The sequence below is a fragment of the Desulfosarcina sp. genome, from assembly GCF_041551955.1.
Lineage (GTDB): Bacteria > Desulfobacterota > Desulfobacteria > Desulfobacterales > Desulfosarcinaceae > Desulfosarcina.
In genome coordinates, this window is the sequence record NZ_JBFELV010000090.1 from 1 (window position 1) to 14,538 (window position 14,538).

At 57.2% G+C, this 14,538-nt stretch carries 15 protein-coding genes; 7 read left to right on the forward strand and 8 right to left on the reverse strand.

What is annotated here, in order from left to right; all coding sequences use genetic code 11:
• Window positions 1–778: M23 family metallopeptidase (locus ABYV26_RS09185; RefSeq protein ID WP_372680279.1), on the forward strand; the 778-nt coding region annotated here is incomplete at its 5' end.
• Between the two features lies 1 nt (window position 779).
• Here the strand turns inward: ABYV26_RS09185 and tesB are convergent.
• The gene (gene tesB, locus ABYV26_RS09190; protein WP_372680281.1) at window positions 780–1,661 is read right to left on the reverse strand and encodes an acyl-CoA thioesterase II; all 882 of its coding nucleotides are present in this window, start codon (window positions 1,659–1,661) and stop codon (window positions 780–782) included.
• 115 nt (window positions 1,662–1,776) lie between these two features.
• Between tesB and ABYV26_RS09195 the strand changes: the two genes are divergently transcribed.
• Complete coding sequence (locus ABYV26_RS09195; RefSeq protein WP_372680283.1) at window positions 1,777–2,589, forward strand: DUF3786 domain-containing protein; 813 nt, start codon at window positions 1,777–1,779, stop codon at window positions 2,587–2,589.
• Between the two features lie 306 nt (window positions 2,590–2,895).
• On the opposite strand, the gene ABYV26_RS09200 is transcribed toward ABYV26_RS09195, so the two are convergent.
• The 3 genes from ABYV26_RS09200 to ABYV26_RS09210 are packed head-to-tail and all read right to left on the reverse strand — an operon-like array spanning window position 2,896 to window position 4,996.
• Window positions 2,896–3,702: an acyl-CoA thioesterase gene (locus tag ABYV26_RS09200; RefSeq protein ID WP_372680285.1), complete on the reverse strand. Its 807-nt coding sequence runs from the start codon at window positions 3,700–3,702 to the stop codon at window positions 2,896–2,898.
• Window positions 3,703–3,726: 24 nt separating this feature from the next.
• Window positions 3,727–4,362, reverse strand: a complete 636-nt coding sequence (locus ABYV26_RS09205; protein ID WP_372680286.1) for a LysE family translocator — start codon at window positions 4,360–4,362, stop codon at window positions 3,727–3,729.
• A gap of 10 nt (window positions 4,363–4,372) precedes the next feature.
• The gene (locus ABYV26_RS09210) at window positions 4,373–4,996 is read right to left on the reverse strand and encodes a TetR/AcrR family transcriptional regulator (RefSeq protein WP_372680288.1); all 624 of its coding nucleotides are present in this window, start codon (window positions 4,994–4,996) and stop codon (window positions 4,373–4,375) included.
• A 196-nt stretch (window positions 4,997–5,192) separates the two neighbouring features.
• On the opposite strand from ABYV26_RS09210, the gene ABYV26_RS09215 reads away from it, so the two are divergent.
• From ABYV26_RS09215 to ABYV26_RS09230, 4 genes are all read left to right on the forward strand, one after another.
• On the forward strand, window positions 5,193–6,311 hold the full coding sequence (locus ABYV26_RS09215; protein WP_372680290.1) for a 2-hydroxyacyl-CoA dehydratase subunit D: 1,119 nt from the start codon (window positions 5,193–5,195) through the stop codon (window positions 6,309–6,311).
• 243 nt (window positions 6,312–6,554) lie between these two features.
• Complete coding sequence (locus ABYV26_RS09220) at window positions 6,555–7,790, forward strand: 2-hydroxyacyl-CoA dehydratase subunit D (RefSeq protein ID WP_372680291.1); 1,236 nt, start codon at window positions 6,555–6,557, stop codon at window positions 7,788–7,790.
• Window positions 7,787–8,557 (forward strand): acyl-CoA dehydratase activase, encoded by a 771-nt coding sequence (locus ABYV26_RS09225; protein ID WP_372680293.1) that lies wholly within the window; start codon window positions 7,787–7,789, stop codon window positions 8,555–8,557. The genes ABYV26_RS09220 and ABYV26_RS09225 overlap by 4 nt, the downstream gene beginning before the upstream one ends.
• Window positions 8,558–8,686: 129 nt before the next feature.
• Window positions 8,687–9,901, forward strand: a complete 1,215-nt coding sequence (locus ABYV26_RS09230) for an alanine--glyoxylate aminotransferase family protein (RefSeq protein WP_372680295.1) — start codon at window positions 8,687–8,689, stop codon at window positions 9,899–9,901.
• 92 nt (window positions 9,902–9,993) lie between these two features.
• Here the strand turns inward: ABYV26_RS09230 and ABYV26_RS09235 are convergent, their stop codons facing one another.
• The 4 genes from ABYV26_RS09235 to ABYV26_RS09250 all read right to left on the reverse strand — a co-directional run bounded on the left by ABYV26_RS09235 (window position 9,994) and on the right by ABYV26_RS09250 (window position 12,685).
• Complete coding sequence (locus ABYV26_RS09235; protein WP_372680297.1) at window positions 9,994–10,455, reverse strand: hypothetical protein; 462 nt, start codon at window positions 10,453–10,455, stop codon at window positions 9,994–9,996.
• A 528-nt stretch (window positions 10,456–10,983) separates the two neighbouring features.
• Window positions 10,984–11,775: a hypothetical protein gene (locus ABYV26_RS09240; RefSeq protein WP_372680299.1), complete on the reverse strand. Its 792-nt coding sequence runs from the start codon at window positions 11,773–11,775 to the stop codon at window positions 10,984–10,986.
• Between the two features lie 47 nt (window positions 11,776–11,822).
• Complete coding sequence (locus ABYV26_RS09245) at window positions 11,823–11,981, reverse strand: hypothetical protein (RefSeq protein ID WP_372680301.1); 159 nt, start codon at window positions 11,979–11,981, stop codon at window positions 11,823–11,825.
• A 14-nt stretch (window positions 11,982–11,995) separates the two neighbouring features.
• On the reverse strand, window positions 11,996–12,685 hold the full coding sequence (locus ABYV26_RS09250; RefSeq protein ID WP_372680303.1) for a GntR family transcriptional regulator: 690 nt from the start codon (window positions 12,683–12,685) through the stop codon (window positions 11,996–11,998).
• Window positions 12,686–13,001: 316 nt separating this feature from the next.
• Between ABYV26_RS09250 and ABYV26_RS09255 the strand changes: the two genes are divergently transcribed.
• On the forward strand, window positions 13,002–14,456 hold the full coding sequence (locus tag ABYV26_RS09255; RefSeq protein ID WP_372680305.1) for a trimethylamine methyltransferase family protein: 1,455 nt from the start codon (window positions 13,002–13,004) through the stop codon (window positions 14,454–14,456).
• The last annotated feature ends 82 nt before the right edge of the window (window positions 14,457–14,538 follow it).

Below are 14,538 nucleotides of genomic sequence, written 5' to 3' on the forward strand. Positions count from 1 at the left end.
GGCATGGGCGCTGACGCTGGAGGGAAAACTGGTTCAAGGCGGCATGGCCATCGGCCGAGTCGACCCTGCGACCACCGTCCATTTCCATGGAAAAGCGGTGCGGGTCTCACCAGACGGTCTATTTGTGATCGGTTTTTCCCGGGACGCGGAAGCCGCATCGGTGATCGAGCTTCACCGACCCTCCGGCGCGGTTGAAAAGCATCCGTTCACCATCCAAAAACGCACCTACAAAATCCAGCGTGTCGATGGACTGCCGCCGCGAAAGGTCAGCCCTTCTGCCGAAGACCTGGAACGAATTTACCAAGACATCGCCCTGGTTAAAAAAGTCCGCAAAAAAGACGACCCCCGAACCGATTTTTCGAAGCCGTTCATTTGGCCGGTCACCGGACGGATCAGCGGTGTCTACGGCAGCCAGCGGGTCTTGAACGGCAAACCCAAAAGGCCCCATTTCGGCGTGGACATCGCCGCGCCGACGGGTACGCCGGTCAAGGCGCCGGCCGGCGGTGTGGTCAGTATGGCCCACAACGACATGTTCTACTCCGGCGGCACCCTGATCGTCGACCACGGCCACGGACTGTCCACCGTTTATATGCACCTGCACAAAATACTGGTCGAAGCGGGACAGCGGGTCGAACAGGGCGACGTTATTGCCCAGGTGGGGGCGACCGGCCGCGTTACCGGTCCCCACCTGCACTGGGGCATGAACTGGTTTGACACCCGCTTGGATCCTTCGCTGCTGGTGCCGCCCATGCCGGAGGTAAGGGCGGCAGCGCAGTAACTCATCTCCTCGATCGATGGCGAATCAGCCCTTCCTGGGACACCGTGGCCACCAGCCGGCCGGCCTGCGTGAAAATGCGGCCGATGGACAACCCCCTGGCCCTGGAAGCACTGGGGCTCTCCATCGCGTAGAGCAGCCAGTCGTCCATGCGAAAATCCCGGTGAAACCACATAGCGTGATCCAGGCTGGCCATTTGCATGTCCGGTTCCCAGAAGGTGTGCCCGTGGGGATACAGGGAGGTGCCTACCAGATTGAAGTCTGAGGCATAGGCCAGCAGGTAGTGTTGGACAGCCATTTCATCCGGCAGGAGGCCGATGGCTCGGAACCAGACATACTTTACGGGGGTTCTTTTTTCCGGCTTGAACGGATTGATTGGGTTGACGTGGCGGATCTCAATGGGTTTTTCACACAAGATCTTCTCCCGGATGCCCGAAGGGATCTGGTCGGCCAGTTTACGGGCGGTTTCCATCTCCGGTTCCAGCCCGTCGGGTCCTTCCACGTCAGGCATCTCGTCCTGGTGGTCGAAGCCCGGCTCGTCGATCTGGAACGAAGCCGCCATAGAGAAGATGGCCCGGCCTTTCTGAACGGCCACCACCCGCCGGGTGGTGAAACTTTTCCCGTCTCGGATGCAGTCCACGGTGTAGGCAATCGGTTTTTTGGCGTCGCCGGCGCGCATGAAATAACCATGCAGGCTGTGGGCTTGCCGTCCGTCGGGGACGGTTTGGGAGGCGGCGGACAGCGCCTGGCCCAGCACTTGGCCACCGAATACGCTGCCGAAGCCCAGGTCCTGGCTCTGACCGCGAAAAATATTTTCTTCAATTTTTTCCAGTTTCAGCAGTTTCAAGAGCTCTTCGAGAACGTTTCCCTGGACGCAGACGCTCATGATCGGGTCTCCTTTACATCGGGGGGTGACAAATTAAAATGTTCTCGTTATAGTGCGCTCTTGTTCAACCAAACGTCAAAGCGCCTGTCAAGGTCTGCCATCGGGGAGGTCGCCTATGCCGGCACCGAAAAACGCCATGGAAGTGTTTCAGCTTCTGGACAAATCCAATTGCAGGGAGTGTGGTGAGAAGACCTGCCTGGCATTTGCCGGCGCTGTGTTTCAAGGCAAGCGGAAAATCAGTGAATGCCCGAAATTAAGCCCTGATGTCATCGAACGCTTTTCGGGAGATCCCACCGATCTGAACACCCTCGAAGAGAACCGGGAAGCCTTCATGGAGATGATGAAGCAACAGATCTCCCGCATCGATCTCGCAAAGGCCGCCGAGAGAACCGGCGGGCGATCGGAAAACGGCCGCCTGACGCTTAAAATCCTGGGCAAGGATTTCAGCGTCGACCGGCAGGGCAATCTTTATTCGGACATCCACGTCAACCCGTGGGTGGCCGCGCCCTTCTTCGATTACGTGATCAACGGGAAAGGCGTCGACCCCACCGGCCAATGGGTCTCTTTCCGGGAACTGAAAAACGGCAAAGACCGATACCCCTTGTTTCAAAAGCGGTGCGAAGAGGCCATGCAACAGGTGGCGGACAGCTACACCGATCTGTTCGACGACGTGGTCCACCTGTTCAGCGGCCGACAGGTGGAACGACAGTTCCAATCTGACATCTCCGTGGTGCTCCACCCGCTGCCCAAGGTACCCATGATGATCTGCTACTGGCGCGCGGACGAGGGCCTGGGTTCCAGCCTGAACATTTTCTTCGACGAATCCGCCGACCGGAACCTGGACATCGGCTCCGTTTTCTCATTGGGTGCGGGTCTGACCCAGATGTTTCAAAAGCTGGCCCTCAGGCATGGCTTTTCAGAAGTCTGAAGTCGGATGACGGAGGTCCGAAAAAGACCCTGCAACGACCCAATCCTAAATTTTCTTTGTCAGAATATCCAGCAAAAAAATTGAACCGCGATAGCGAGCGCATTCCTCGTCGCTTGCGGCGGGGAATGTTCAATAGAGAAATTACCTCAAAAAATCGGATTTGGGTTCAAGGTCAAGGCGGGGTCGGGGTTCGACCCGCAGGCGTCCTGAAAGAAGTGCCCTTGGGGTGCATACTTGGGTCTGTCGAGGAGTTAAAACCCGTCACCAACGCAGAGATTGGGCCCAAAGACCTTTTTTGAGAAATTTCTACGCAAAGACCGTCGCCGTCTGCCGGCTATACACCGCCAACCGCCCGTCAGGATCCCAGATGGCGCCGCGTTCGTGGACGTATCCGTTTTCAGCACTGTCCGCCACCGAGTGATAGCCCCACCAGTCATTCTCTGTGCAGGTCTGGCGGTCCAGGTGAACGAACCCCATCTCCCAGGTGACGGTGCTGGCCGGCGCGGGGGCCTTGAGCATGGCGAGCACCGGGGTAGGCCACGCATCGGCCAGGGCGACCAGCCACTCTTCGGTGAGGCAATCGGTAGGCTCGCGAAACTGGATCCACCCACCGATTTCGTGGCCGCCTTTGCCGGAAAAAGGCAACTCGCCCAGCGCCCAACGATAGGCGAAGTGGCGCGTGAAGGCCGGCGTCAACCCATCGATGTACGGCAGTTCGATGGCTCTTGCCGGTTCGATCATTTCCGGCCGCGGCGCTGGATCGATCCGGATGGCGGATTCCCGGTCGCCGCCAAAGCTGCCCAACACCACGCACCGCACCGCCTCCTGCTGAACCAGCTTGGCCTCTACATGGGTGACGGCCTTTCCCGCCCGCAGCACGCGGGTACGGATCGAAAATTCCTTCGGTCCGACCGGTCCGACGAATGAGATCAGCAGGCTCCGCACCTTGCGCGTTGGCGGCACATGACTTCTCATGGCTTTCAAGGCCAGTGCACCTACCAGCCCGCCATACCCGGCCCGGCCCTGCATCCAGTCCTCAGGCAGTTGAAAGCGGGTTGTCCCCGATTTGCAGCCATCCTTAGCTATGATTGTCGAAAACGAGGTGTCTGGCATGATAAAACCCTTCTTTGTTTACGGTTAGCGTGCCTGGGACAGGGCCAGCCGGATGCCGAGGCCGATGAACAGGGCACCGGTGATTTTCCTCAGCACACCTCCGGTCGACCTGTGGCCGCGGAATCGCGCCGACAACCAGGCGGAACCGTAGACCAGGAACAGGCACCAGATGCTGCCGGTGGTAAAAAAGACCAGGCCCAGGATCATAAACGGAACGAATACCAGGTCCGACTGAACCGAGACGAACTGGGGCAGAAACGAGAGAAAGAAAAGCGCCACCTTGGGATTGAGCAGATTGGTGAGCACCCCCTGCTGGAAAATTTTCCATGGGTTTGGCGCCGACGACGGCGCATCGGGCAGTGCTGAACGGTCATGGCGGCTGATGATGAATCCGAAACCGATCCAGACCAGATAGACGGCTCCGGCATACTTGATGATGGAAAAGGCCAGGGACGAGGTGGCCAGGATCGCGGACAACCCCAGGGCTGCCAGCAGGGTGTGGACCAACACGCCGGTCATGATGCCCAGCACGGACATGACCCCGGCCTGCCGTCCCTGGGCTACACTGCGGCCGAGGATATACAGGGTATCCTGGCCGGGGGTGATATTGAGCAGAATGCACGAAATCACAAACAGCGGAAAATCGTGGATGCCGAGCATGGGCAATCCTCTAATGTTCGTCCTGCTGGATAAACACCAGCAGCATCCGTTCCACCAATTTGGCGATGCGTTTCATATGGGCGATGCGCGCTGGTTCTGATCTTCCCGGATATTTTCTGAAACTGATCATGATGCCGCTCAAGGCGGCGAACAGGGTGTGGGAGAGCAGGCGGGTATCGCCCTTGTAGTCGAACTTTTTCAACACCGTCTCGAGAAGATCCATCACCTGCCTGGAAATCTGGTTGAGCTTTTCCGCCGACGCCTCACCGATATTTCCGTGAAGGGCAAAATGGGTGATCATGCGCCAGTGGGCATCGTGTTCGATGTGGTAATCCAGGTAGTCATCCATGAAGGCTTCCAGGGAGGTTGAGCGCTCCGTCAGAACGCGCTTTTTCAGGGCGGCGATAAATTTGCCGGTATCCCTAAAGGCGGTTTCCACGAACAGCGCTTCCTGGTTGGGGAAATAGGTGTAGATGGAGGACTTGGCGATGCCGGCCGCCTTGGCGATCTCATTCATGCTGACCTGATCGTAGGTCCTGGACCCGAATACCGTGCGGGCGGCATCGACGATCAGGTTTTCTCTGATTTCCCGCTCCTGCTGCTTCAATTTGTTCAGCGTATTTCTGCCGGCCATGGATTGAACCCTCCCCGCGGTAAACCGCGGGGAGGGTTCACCGTTTACTGACCTTCCTAAACAGCGTTTGATTTTAAAATACGTGGCTCCTCTGTACCATCCTCAGCCGGGTAAAGCAACTCTCGGTTGACATGTCGACCGTCGTTCGATATTAAGAACAATAGACGTATCTTCGACCCCCTGCTAGGACACGTTGATGGAAGCCATTTTTCAGTTTAAAGATATTTGTGAAGACCCGAAAACCTACGCCCGACGCTGGAAAGAAAAGACCGGCGGCAAGGTGATCGGCACCTTGTGTTCCTATGCTCCGGAAGAGCTGATTCTTGCCGGGGGTGCGTTGGCTTTTCGCATTGTCGGCGGCAGCGGGAGTATCTCAAAAGCGGACGCACACCTGCAAACTTACAGCTGCAGCCTGGTCCGCGGGGCCCTCGACGATGCATTGAATGGAGAACTTGATTTTCTCGACGGCGCCATCTTCCCCCACACCTGCGATTCCATCCAGCGGTTGTCCGACATCTGGCGGATGAACGCCAAAACCGGCTTTCACCTGGATGTGGTGCTGCCGGTCAAGTTGAATACGCAAAGCGCGCGGGACTATATGACAGCGGTGATGAGAAAAGCCAGAACCGACCTGGAAGCAGTACTGGCGAAATCCATCACCGATGAAGACCTGCAAGCGGCCATCGACACGTATAACGGGATCCGGTCGGCCATGCAGCGGCTATACACGCTCCAGAACGACCGTCCCGGCACGATTGCCGGCAGTGACGTTCACACCATCGTTCGGGCATCCATGGTAATGGACCGCTACGATTTTCTCAACCGTCTGGCCCAGGTAGTAGACACGCTGGAGAGGCAGCCTGAACCTGAATCAACCGCCGCCAAACGCATCTTTCTCTCCGGCGGGGTCTGCAACCTGCCCGACGTATACGGCATTATCGAATCGGCGGGCGGTGCCGTGGTGGGGGACGACCTGTGCACCGGTTCCCGGGGATTGACCGGCCCCATAGATACCGGCGATGATCCCATGGATGCCATAGCCGGACGCTATGCCCGGCGGGCCATCTGCCCGGCCAAGCATGCGGGCATCACCAATAGGGGTGACGACCTGGTCCGCCTGGCAAAAGCATCCCGGGCACAGGGGGTCATTCTTGTCTTTTTGAAATTTTGCGACCCGCACGCCTTCGACTACCCCTATCTCAAATCCATGCTGGACGCCGAAGGCATTCCCAGCCTGCTGGTGGAACTGGAAGAGCAGACCGCCTTACAAGGGCAGTTTCAGACCCGGTGTGAGGCGTTTATGGAAATGCTCTAACATGAGCCAATTGGGAAACGGTCTTTTTGCCCGATATCTGCGTTATGCTCAAAATTTTATCCTCGGAATATCAACTATATACCTGCGGTAATATTTTTCGCATGCCTTGATCTCGAACAAAAATCTTCGTTTCCTGACTGGCATTACCCGGGTTATGAAAAACAACAACCCAGGTCACCATACAGTGCCCCATGAAAAATGAAAAAAAGTTACCGACCCCTTGTCGGGCCGCGGGAGACAAGTATGAGCAACCCTGAGAAAACCAACGATCCTGAAAAGGAAAAGCGCAAGATCAAGTCGGTGGGGCGCATGAAGGAGATCATGACCCATTACTACATCGATGCCAAAACCGCCGATCAGACCGGCAAGAAAGTGGCCTGGATCACCAGCGGCGGGCCGGTGGAACCCTTGATCGCCATGGATGTGATCCCGGTATACCCGGAAAATCACGGGGCCATGATCGGTGCCGCCAAGATGGGCGTGGATCTGTGCGAAAAGGCCGAGGCGATGGGCTACGCTGGCGACCTGTGCTCCTACGCCCGGGCCGATATCGCCTGTGCCACCGTCGACGGCGGCCCCATCGGCGGGCTGCCCCGGCCGGACATGCTGGTTTGCTGCAACAACATCTGCGGCACGGTGCTCAAGTGGTACGAGGTCCAGGCCCGGTATTTCAAGGTGCCCCTGTTCATCCTGGATACCCCGTTCAGCCACACGGAATACACCCGGGAAGCCCACGCCTATGTGCGCGCCCAGCTGGACGAGTACATCGTCTTTCTGGAAACCCACTGCGGGAAAAAGTTCGACCACGACCGCCTGGCCGAGGTGGGCCGGCTTTCCATCGCAGGCCAGCGCCTCTGGCAGCAGGTGCTCGACACCACGGTTCACCGGCCGGCGCCCATGAGTGCCTTCGATGCCTTTTTCCACCTGGCCCTGATCGTCACCCTGCGCGGCACCCAGACGGTGGTCGACTACTACACGGAGCTGCTCGACGAGATGAAAAACCGGGTGGCCAGCGGCATCGCCGCCGTACCGGGAGAACGCTACCGGTTGTTGTGGGACAACCTGCCGGTGTGGTACCGTACCCGCTGGCTGTCGGACAAATTCGCCGCCCACGATGCCTGTCTGGTGGCCGACACCTACACCTCGTCATGGTGCGGGACACTCAGATACCTGGATGAGAACGATTTTTTCGGCTCCATGGCCCAAGGGTATGCTCGCGTCTACATCAATATCGGCACCGATCAGATGGCCGACATGGTCCTCGAGATGATCGACAAATACCGCGCCGACGGCCTGGTCATCCACTCCAACCGCAGCTGCAAGCCATACAGCCTGGGCCAGTACGACATCCAGCGCATCGTGCAGAAAAAACGCGGCATCCCCGCCCTGGTGATCGAGGCGGACATGTGCGATGCACGCAATTTTTCGGAAAGTCAGATTGATACGCGGATCGATGCCTTTATGGAGATATTGAAATGATTACGGTTGGAATCGACGTGGGCTCCATCAGCGCCAAGGCGGCCGTGGTCAAAGACGGCGAGTTGCTCGGATCGAGAGTGATCTTGACCGGGTACAACGCCAAAAATGCCGGGGAACGGGTGTTTGCCGATCTGCTGGCGGAGCTTGGCATCGGCAAAGAGGCGGTGGACCGCATCGTGGCCACCGGCTACGGCCGCAACAGCGTCGACGTTGCCGACAAGACCGTGACTGAAATTACCTGCCACGCGGCCGGCGCCCATTTTCAGGACCCGGCCGTGCGCTGCGTCATCGACATCGGTGGCCAGGACAGCAAGGCCATCGCCATGGACGCCACCGGTCGGGTCACCGACTTTGCCATGAATGACAAGTGTGCCGCCGGCACCGGCCGGTTTCTCGAGGTGATGGCCCGGGCGTTGGAGGTGGATCTGGATGCATTCGGGAAGTTGTCCCTGAAAGCGGACCGGCCGTCCGCCATCAGCAGCCTGTGCACCGTTTTTGCCGAGTCTGAAGTGATTTCCCTCATCGCCAGGGGCGAACGCCGGGAGAACATTATTGCCGGCATCCACGAATCCATCGGTTCCCGGGTGATCGCCATGGCCGGCCGGGTGGGTATCACCGATCCGGTGATGATGACCGGCGGGGTGGCCAAGAACATCGGCGTGGTCCGGGCCCTGGAAAAAAAATCCGGCAAATCCATCCGGATTTCAGCCAATGCGCAGGTCAATGGCGCCATTGGTGCCGCCCTGATCGCTGCTGCTATTGCCTGAATACCGCATCGGATGACGTCGTGCTTAAACGATCAAGCGGAGGACGTCTCTGCCTACTACCAGGTATGCGTCGCATGGCTGTTGAAGGGGTTGCGGTAAATTCATCGGGAAGGGAGGCGTTTGAGACCTATGGAAAAAGCATGCAAAGGGTGGGAGATTTTAAACGCGGATGATTTTCGTGACCTCAATCCCGGGGATCGTGTCCTGATGGGACCCGGGCCCAGTGATGTGCCCGCAAGAACGCTGCAGGCCATCGCTGCACCGTGCATCGGGCATCTCGATCCTTATTTTCTGGCGATCATGAACGAAACGCAGGATCTGCTGCGCGCGCTGTTTCAGACCGATAACGAGTTGACCATTCCCGTCTCCGGGACGGGCAGCGCCGGCATGGAGACCTGTTTCGTCAATCTGGTCGAACCAGGCGACGAGGTGGTGGTGTGCGTCAACGGTGTCTTCGGCACGCGCATGGCGGACATCGTCAAGCGTATCGGCGGCAACCTGATCCGGATCGACGCCGAATGGGGGACGGCCGTCGATCCCGAGACGGTGCGGCAGGCCATCAAGGGCAGGGCGCCCAAGGTGATTGCCGTCGTGCATGCCGAAACCTCGACCGGTGTGGGTCAGCCCCTCGACGACCTGGCCCGGATCAGCCACGATGCCGGCGCGCTGTTTCTGGTGGACGCCGTGACGTCACTGGGCGGGATGCCGGTGGCCGTCGACGCCTTGCCGATCGATGCGGTGTACAGCGGCACGCAAAAATGCATTTCCGGTCCTCCGGGTCTTTCGCCGGTGACCTTCGGCCCGGCTGCGGTCGAGGCGATGGAACGGCGAAAAACACCCGTGGTTAGTTGGTACCTGGACCTGAGCATGGTGCGTGACTATTGGGGAACGGAACGAAAGTACCACCACACCGCCCCCATCAACATGATTTACGGGTTGCGCGAAGCGCTGCGCCTGATCGCCGAAGAAGGGCTGGACCAGCGGCACGCAAGGCACCGCCTCAATCATCGGGCGCTGGTCGCGGGCATCGAGGCCATGGGGCTTGCCATGCTCGTTCCCGAGGCTATCCGGCTTCCCATGCTCAACGCGGTGTGGATTCCGCAAGGGGTCGACGACCTATCCGTCCGCAAGGCGCTGCTGAAGGACTACGGGATCGAGATCGGCGGTGGGCTGGGCCAGTTTGCCGACAAGGTCTGGCGCATCGGCCTGATGGGTCAATCCTGCCGCCGCAAGAACGTTTTTCTCCTGCTGGCAGCCCTTGAAACGGTGCTCAGCGCCCAGGGGTACCGCCCGCAACCGGGAGCGCTCATAGCAGCTGCAGCCGTTTACGACGAGGCGTGTTGACCGACACCGGAAATAAGCGGAAGCGGTATGTCCGTTAGGCAATTCAGCTTGCGGTTACCTTCCGTGAGGCGTGTAAAGGCCGGTTCTGAGGGTCATTCTAAATCATATTGCACGAATAAATAAGCGTAGCTATACTCTGGTTTGTTACTATAGATGCTTACCATACTAACCACTCTCGTTTCTGTCCATTCACTCTCCGGCCCTCCATTTACACCCGCTTTGAATTGATAGAAAAATTTATTGAATTGATTGTCACTGGTCTGATCTGCATAGGGAATGTTTTGTTCTAAACGAATTACACACCGATTGTAGGTGGGTATATTCAATGAACCATCCACACTTGCATCATAGGTGCATTGATCACAATCCACTGTCATGTCATAGTCTTTACATACCTTGATGACATGGTAATCTACCCCTGGCTGGGGATCACTTGATAACGAATGGTTAACGGTAGCTATTATTTCAGGTTCCGTTATGTTTTCCGCAAATACTGGGGGCGAAATGATTACTATAAATGAAACTAAATAGCTGATAAGTGAAAACTTTTTCATTAACTTAAGTCTCCTGTGTGGGACCAGAAAATGACATGTTGGCAAACGTATATTCAAACTGTCATTCTAATCATATTGATTTGATCGAACTGATCCGTTTTTAACACCGCGATATTTTTACCACATCAACGGATCGATGCGACGCAAGCATTGTACCATGTAAAATATTTATATATAATTCAAATAGTTGTGTTAAAATAAATGCAAGCCGATTGCATCGGCTTCTCGAATATCTCCCAAAATGGCATGGGGGGTGGTTTAAATTGTAAATAATATTAATTGGATAAGTAAAGAATACCAATTTGGTAGGGGGTGTCATTTTGGAAATATGATTCAGAATGGGTCTTCTACTGAAATTGGGCTATGTAATTGTGGATGGGGAGCTGCTGATACAGCCTGCTCCAAAAACGCCGTGGTTTGGCCAAGCCGTTATTATTCATCACTTCATGAAGCCCATGCAAGGCGGCCAACACAGATCAATTTTCCGGGCTGCGACATGCGGCCGGATCGTCCGCTTTCTCAAACGGTTCAGCGATTCGCCCGGTTTTTCAGGCCAGCGCGTTTCACCGGGTCGGTGAAGGAGCAGGGCACGATGGCGGCGCATTTTCCGCAGACATCGGCCAATCCGTGGCGTTCGTGCAGACGGGCATTTTCCAAAAGCCGATCGTAGCAGGCGTGACGGCGAAACGGATCTTCTCCCAGGGCTTTTCTCGGACAGCGTTGTTCGCATTTGCGGCAGGAACCATCGAACTTGAACAGGCAGCGTTCTCCTTCGCTTCTCGGTGTCGGCGCGATGGCGGCATCGGTGACCACGCTTCCCAGCCGACCGCAGCACCCTTTGTCCGTGATGAGCATGTGGTGGTGTCCGAAACTGCCGATGCCGGCAATATAGGCCACATGTTTGTGGGACCAGTCACTCATGAGCTGTTCTTCGTCAAAATTGTGGGTGGCCGGCAGCCGAGTGCCCCGGAAGCCCCCATGCTCGAGAAGCCGGCTGAGCCGTTCATTGATGCCGGCGATCAGACGGTTGGTCTCGATATAGGCCACGGCCCAGGACTCGGAACTGAACGCGCCCCGATGGTTGGATCGGGGGATGGTTGGATCGAAGGGCAGAAAATAGGCGATCACCGTGCGGGCGCCGGGTAGAAGGTCCCTGGGCAAACCATGGGTCGGGCGGACGGCTGTTTTCAATTCGCCGAAAAGCGGGTCCTCTGCGTCGGCAAATCCCACCAGCGGCCTTTTCCAGCTTGATGCGATCTCCCCATGGCAGCTGGCTTCTTTAACCGCCATCTCAATGGTTTCGATTATTCTATCCCGCATAATTTTTTCTTCAGAATTGATGGACTCGTAAAAAGTCCCCAGACGTGTCATTCCCGCGAAGGCGGGGCACGTAGTGAAGCTTTTTCAGCGCTGTCCATAACTGTCTGAAACTTATAGATCCCCGCCTTCGCGGGGATGACAAAAAAGAGGACATCTCGACTTTTTACGGGTTCATCAATGTTCAACGTTGGATGTTCGATGTTCATTCGTCCATCCTTTGTCATTCAGGCTTTGTCCCTCCCCCCGCTCCCACATGCCAGAACGCGGCCTCTTCCTTCATGATTCGATCCATGATGGCCCGTCGGCTTTCTCCCACCTCCTCCAGGATTGCTTTTCTGGCGCCGGAGACGTCATGGGCTTGCAGCCGATCGATCAGCCGGGCGTGGATTTCTTCGAGGCTTTTTCCCGCGTGGCGGATCACCATGAAGCGGGCGAGCCGGTCGTGCAAGCCCCGCAGGGCCAGGGCCAACTCCTGGTTGCCGGATGCCTGGGCCAGCAGGTAGTGGAACCGGGCATTCTCATCGGTGTAGCGGGTGTAGGCCTGGTCGCCATCCCCGGCGTATCCGGCGTGAACCTTCTTGAGTGCCGTCAGCTGCGCATCGGTGATGGTTTCGGCGGCCCGCTCCACAGCGGCCGTTTCGAGAATCTCCCGCAGTTCCAGCATGTCCCGCAGCGCTTTCAAGGTCGTCTGGGTGATAAAATATCCGGAGCGGGGTTTGATGGTGATCAACCCTTCCTGGTTGAGCATCTGCAGCGCATCGCGCAGCGGTGTCACACTGGTGCCGAAACGGGCTTTGAGGTCGGCTACGGCCATCCGTTCACCGGGTTTGCGGTGCCCCAGAATGATTTCACTTCTCAGGGTGGCATAAATCTGGTTTTTGGATGCGCGCAGGTTGGTTTTTTGAGGCATCGGGGGCTCCATGGTTAAGCGATTGCGTGTGATTTTCGACACAGCCCTTTCTAATGAACCTTAAAAAGTTGCATTTTCGACGGATTCGTAAGAAGCCCGAGATCAAGGCTTGCGAAGCTTGAGGAATGAGGCGTACTGACGGTAAGCTGCAGTGACGAAGGATGAAGCGTAACGCAGATACCGGGCTTCCTACGAATCCGTCCTTTTTAATATCAGCAAACGGAAAAGGTGCAACAAAAAATTGACTTTTAGATCTCCATTTCATAGTAGTTGATACAACCTAAATCAAAATTGATATATCAATGCGAGGTGACAAATGATATCAACGCATGAAAACCGTTTGACCAGTGCCCGCTATTCCCGCATGGGCCGCCAGGAATGCGACCGCATCCACATCGGAACGCTCGAGATACTGGAACGCACCGGTGTGGATGTCCACGATGAAAACGCCCGGGCGATCCTGGTGGCCGGCGGCGCTTCGGCCGACGGCATCCGCATCCGCATTCCCGAATACATGGTGACCCGGGCGCTGGGCTCCGCGCCGCGCCGTCTGACCCTGTACGATCGCCATAAAAAACCGGCCATCCGGGCCGGGGGATACAACACTTACTACGGCGGCGGTTCGGACTGCCTGAACGTGTTGGACCACCACACGGGCCGGCGCCGGACGCCAATGCTCGAGGATGTCGTGGCCGCAGCCAGGGTGATGGATTTTCTTCCTGAAATCGATTTCGTCATGTCTCTTTTCCTGCCCAAGGACGTGGACCAGCGCATCTACGACCGCTACCAGATGGAAGTGATGCTCAACCACACCACCAAGCCCATCGTGTTCGTCTCGCCGGATTTCGAAGGCTGTGTGGCCGCCGTTGAGATGTGCGAAGCCGTGGCCGGGGGGGCCGATGCCTTCCGGCGGTTTCCCTTTACCACTTGCTACATCAACGTCACATCCGGGCTGGTGGCCAACCAGGAGGCCCTGCAAAAGTGCATCTACCTGGCCGAAAAAGGGCTGCCCCAGTTGTGGATCCCCTTGAATGCCGGCGGCGTCAACTCACCGGCCACGATTGCCGGGTGCATGGCCTCCATGAACGCCGGCATCCTCCTGGGTGTGGTGCTCTCCCAGTTGGTCCGCGAAGGTTCGCCCATCGCCGTTCCGGGATGGAACGGCGGCCCCTATAACCTGAAAACCATGGTGGGCAACTACGTGCTGGCCGACGAGCAGGGTGTGCCCACCAGTATGGGCAAACACTACGACCTACCCGTGTTCGGGTTGGGTGGCTCCACCGATGCCAAGGTGCTGGACCACCAGGCCGGCATGGAATGCACCATTAGCCTGACCACCGCCCTGCTTCACGGTGCCAACATCGTCCACGATGTCGGTTTCATGGACTCGGGCCTTCAGGGCTCGCTACAGCTTCAGGTCATGGCCAACGAGACGATTGGATTTTTGCGCGCGGCCACCCGGGGCGTCGTCGTGGATGACGAATCCCTGGCCCTGGATGCCATCGACGAGGTGGGCCCCACGGGTAGCTTCCTGCAGCATCCCCACACCATGCGCCACTACAAGGATCCGTTCTATTCCAAGTTGTTCGACAAGGGGCCTTACTCCCTGTGGGAGAAAAATGGCCGCCTGACCCTTGAAGACAAGGCGGCCAGGGAAGTGGATCGGATTCTGGAAACCCATACTGTCGATCCTTTGCCCGAGGATGTTCAGGCAAAGATTAATGCCATCGTGAAGCGCGAGCAGGAGTGGATCGACGGGAAAAAGGAATAGATTTGTTGCGTTCGCAGGTTCCGGGTTCAGAGTTCAGAGTTCAGAGTTCGGGGTTCAGGGGATTGAGGGATTGAGGGATTGA

What these genes read in the sequence shown, in the direction of transcription:
- ABYV26_RS09255 (WP_372680305.1), top strand. Translation starts at nt 13,002, where the DNA reads ATGATATCAACGCATGAAAACCGTTTGACCAGTGCCCGCTATTCCCGC.
- ABYV26_RS09230 (WP_372680295.1), top strand. Translation starts at nt 8,687, where the DNA reads ATGGAAAAAGCATGCAAAGGGTGGGAGATTTTAAACGCGGATGATTTT.
- ABYV26_RS09245 (WP_372680301.1), bottom strand. Translation starts at nt 11,981, where the DNA reads ATGAACATCGAACATCCAACGTTGAACATTGATGAACCCGTAAAAAGT.
- ABYV26_RS09210 (WP_372680288.1), bottom strand. Translation starts at nt 4,996, where the DNA reads ATGGCCGGCAGAAATACGCTGAACAAATTGAAGCAGCAGGAGCGGGAA.
- ABYV26_RS09220 (WP_372680291.1), top strand. Translation starts at nt 6,555, where the DNA reads ATGAGCAACCCTGAGAAAACCAACGATCCTGAAAAGGAAAAGCGCAAG.
- ABYV26_RS09200 (WP_372680285.1), bottom strand. Translation starts at nt 3,702, where the DNA reads ATGCCAGACACCTCGTTTTCGACAATCATAGCTAAGGATGGCTGCAAA.
- ABYV26_RS09195 (WP_372680283.1), top strand. Translation starts at nt 1,777, where the DNA reads ATGCCGGCACCGAAAAACGCCATGGAAGTGTTTCAGCTTCTGGACAAA.
- ABYV26_RS09235 (WP_372680297.1), bottom strand. Translation starts at nt 10,455, where the DNA reads ATGAAAAAGTTTTCACTTATCAGCTATTTAGTTTCATTTATAGTAATC.
- ABYV26_RS09240 (WP_372680299.1), bottom strand. Translation starts at nt 11,775, where the DNA reads ATGCGGGATAGAATAATCGAAACCATTGAGATGGCGGTTAAAGAAGCC.
- ABYV26_RS09250 (WP_372680303.1), bottom strand. Translation starts at nt 12,685, where the DNA reads ATGCCTCAAAAAACCAACCTGCGCGCATCCAAAAACCAGATTTATGCC.
- tesB (WP_372680281.1), bottom strand. Translation starts at nt 1,661, where the DNA reads ATGAGCGTCTGCGTCCAGGGAAACGTTCTCGAAGAGCTCTTGAAACTG.
- ABYV26_RS09205 (WP_372680286.1), bottom strand. Translation starts at nt 4,362, where the DNA reads ATGCTCGGCATCCACGATTTTCCGCTGTTTGTGATTTCGTGCATTCTG.
- ABYV26_RS09225 (WP_372680293.1), top strand. Translation starts at nt 7,787, where the DNA reads ATGATTACGGTTGGAATCGACGTGGGCTCCATCAGCGCCAAGGCGGCC.
- ABYV26_RS09215 (WP_372680290.1), top strand. Translation starts at nt 5,193, where the DNA reads ATGGAAGCCATTTTTCAGTTTAAAGATATTTGTGAAGACCCGAAAACC.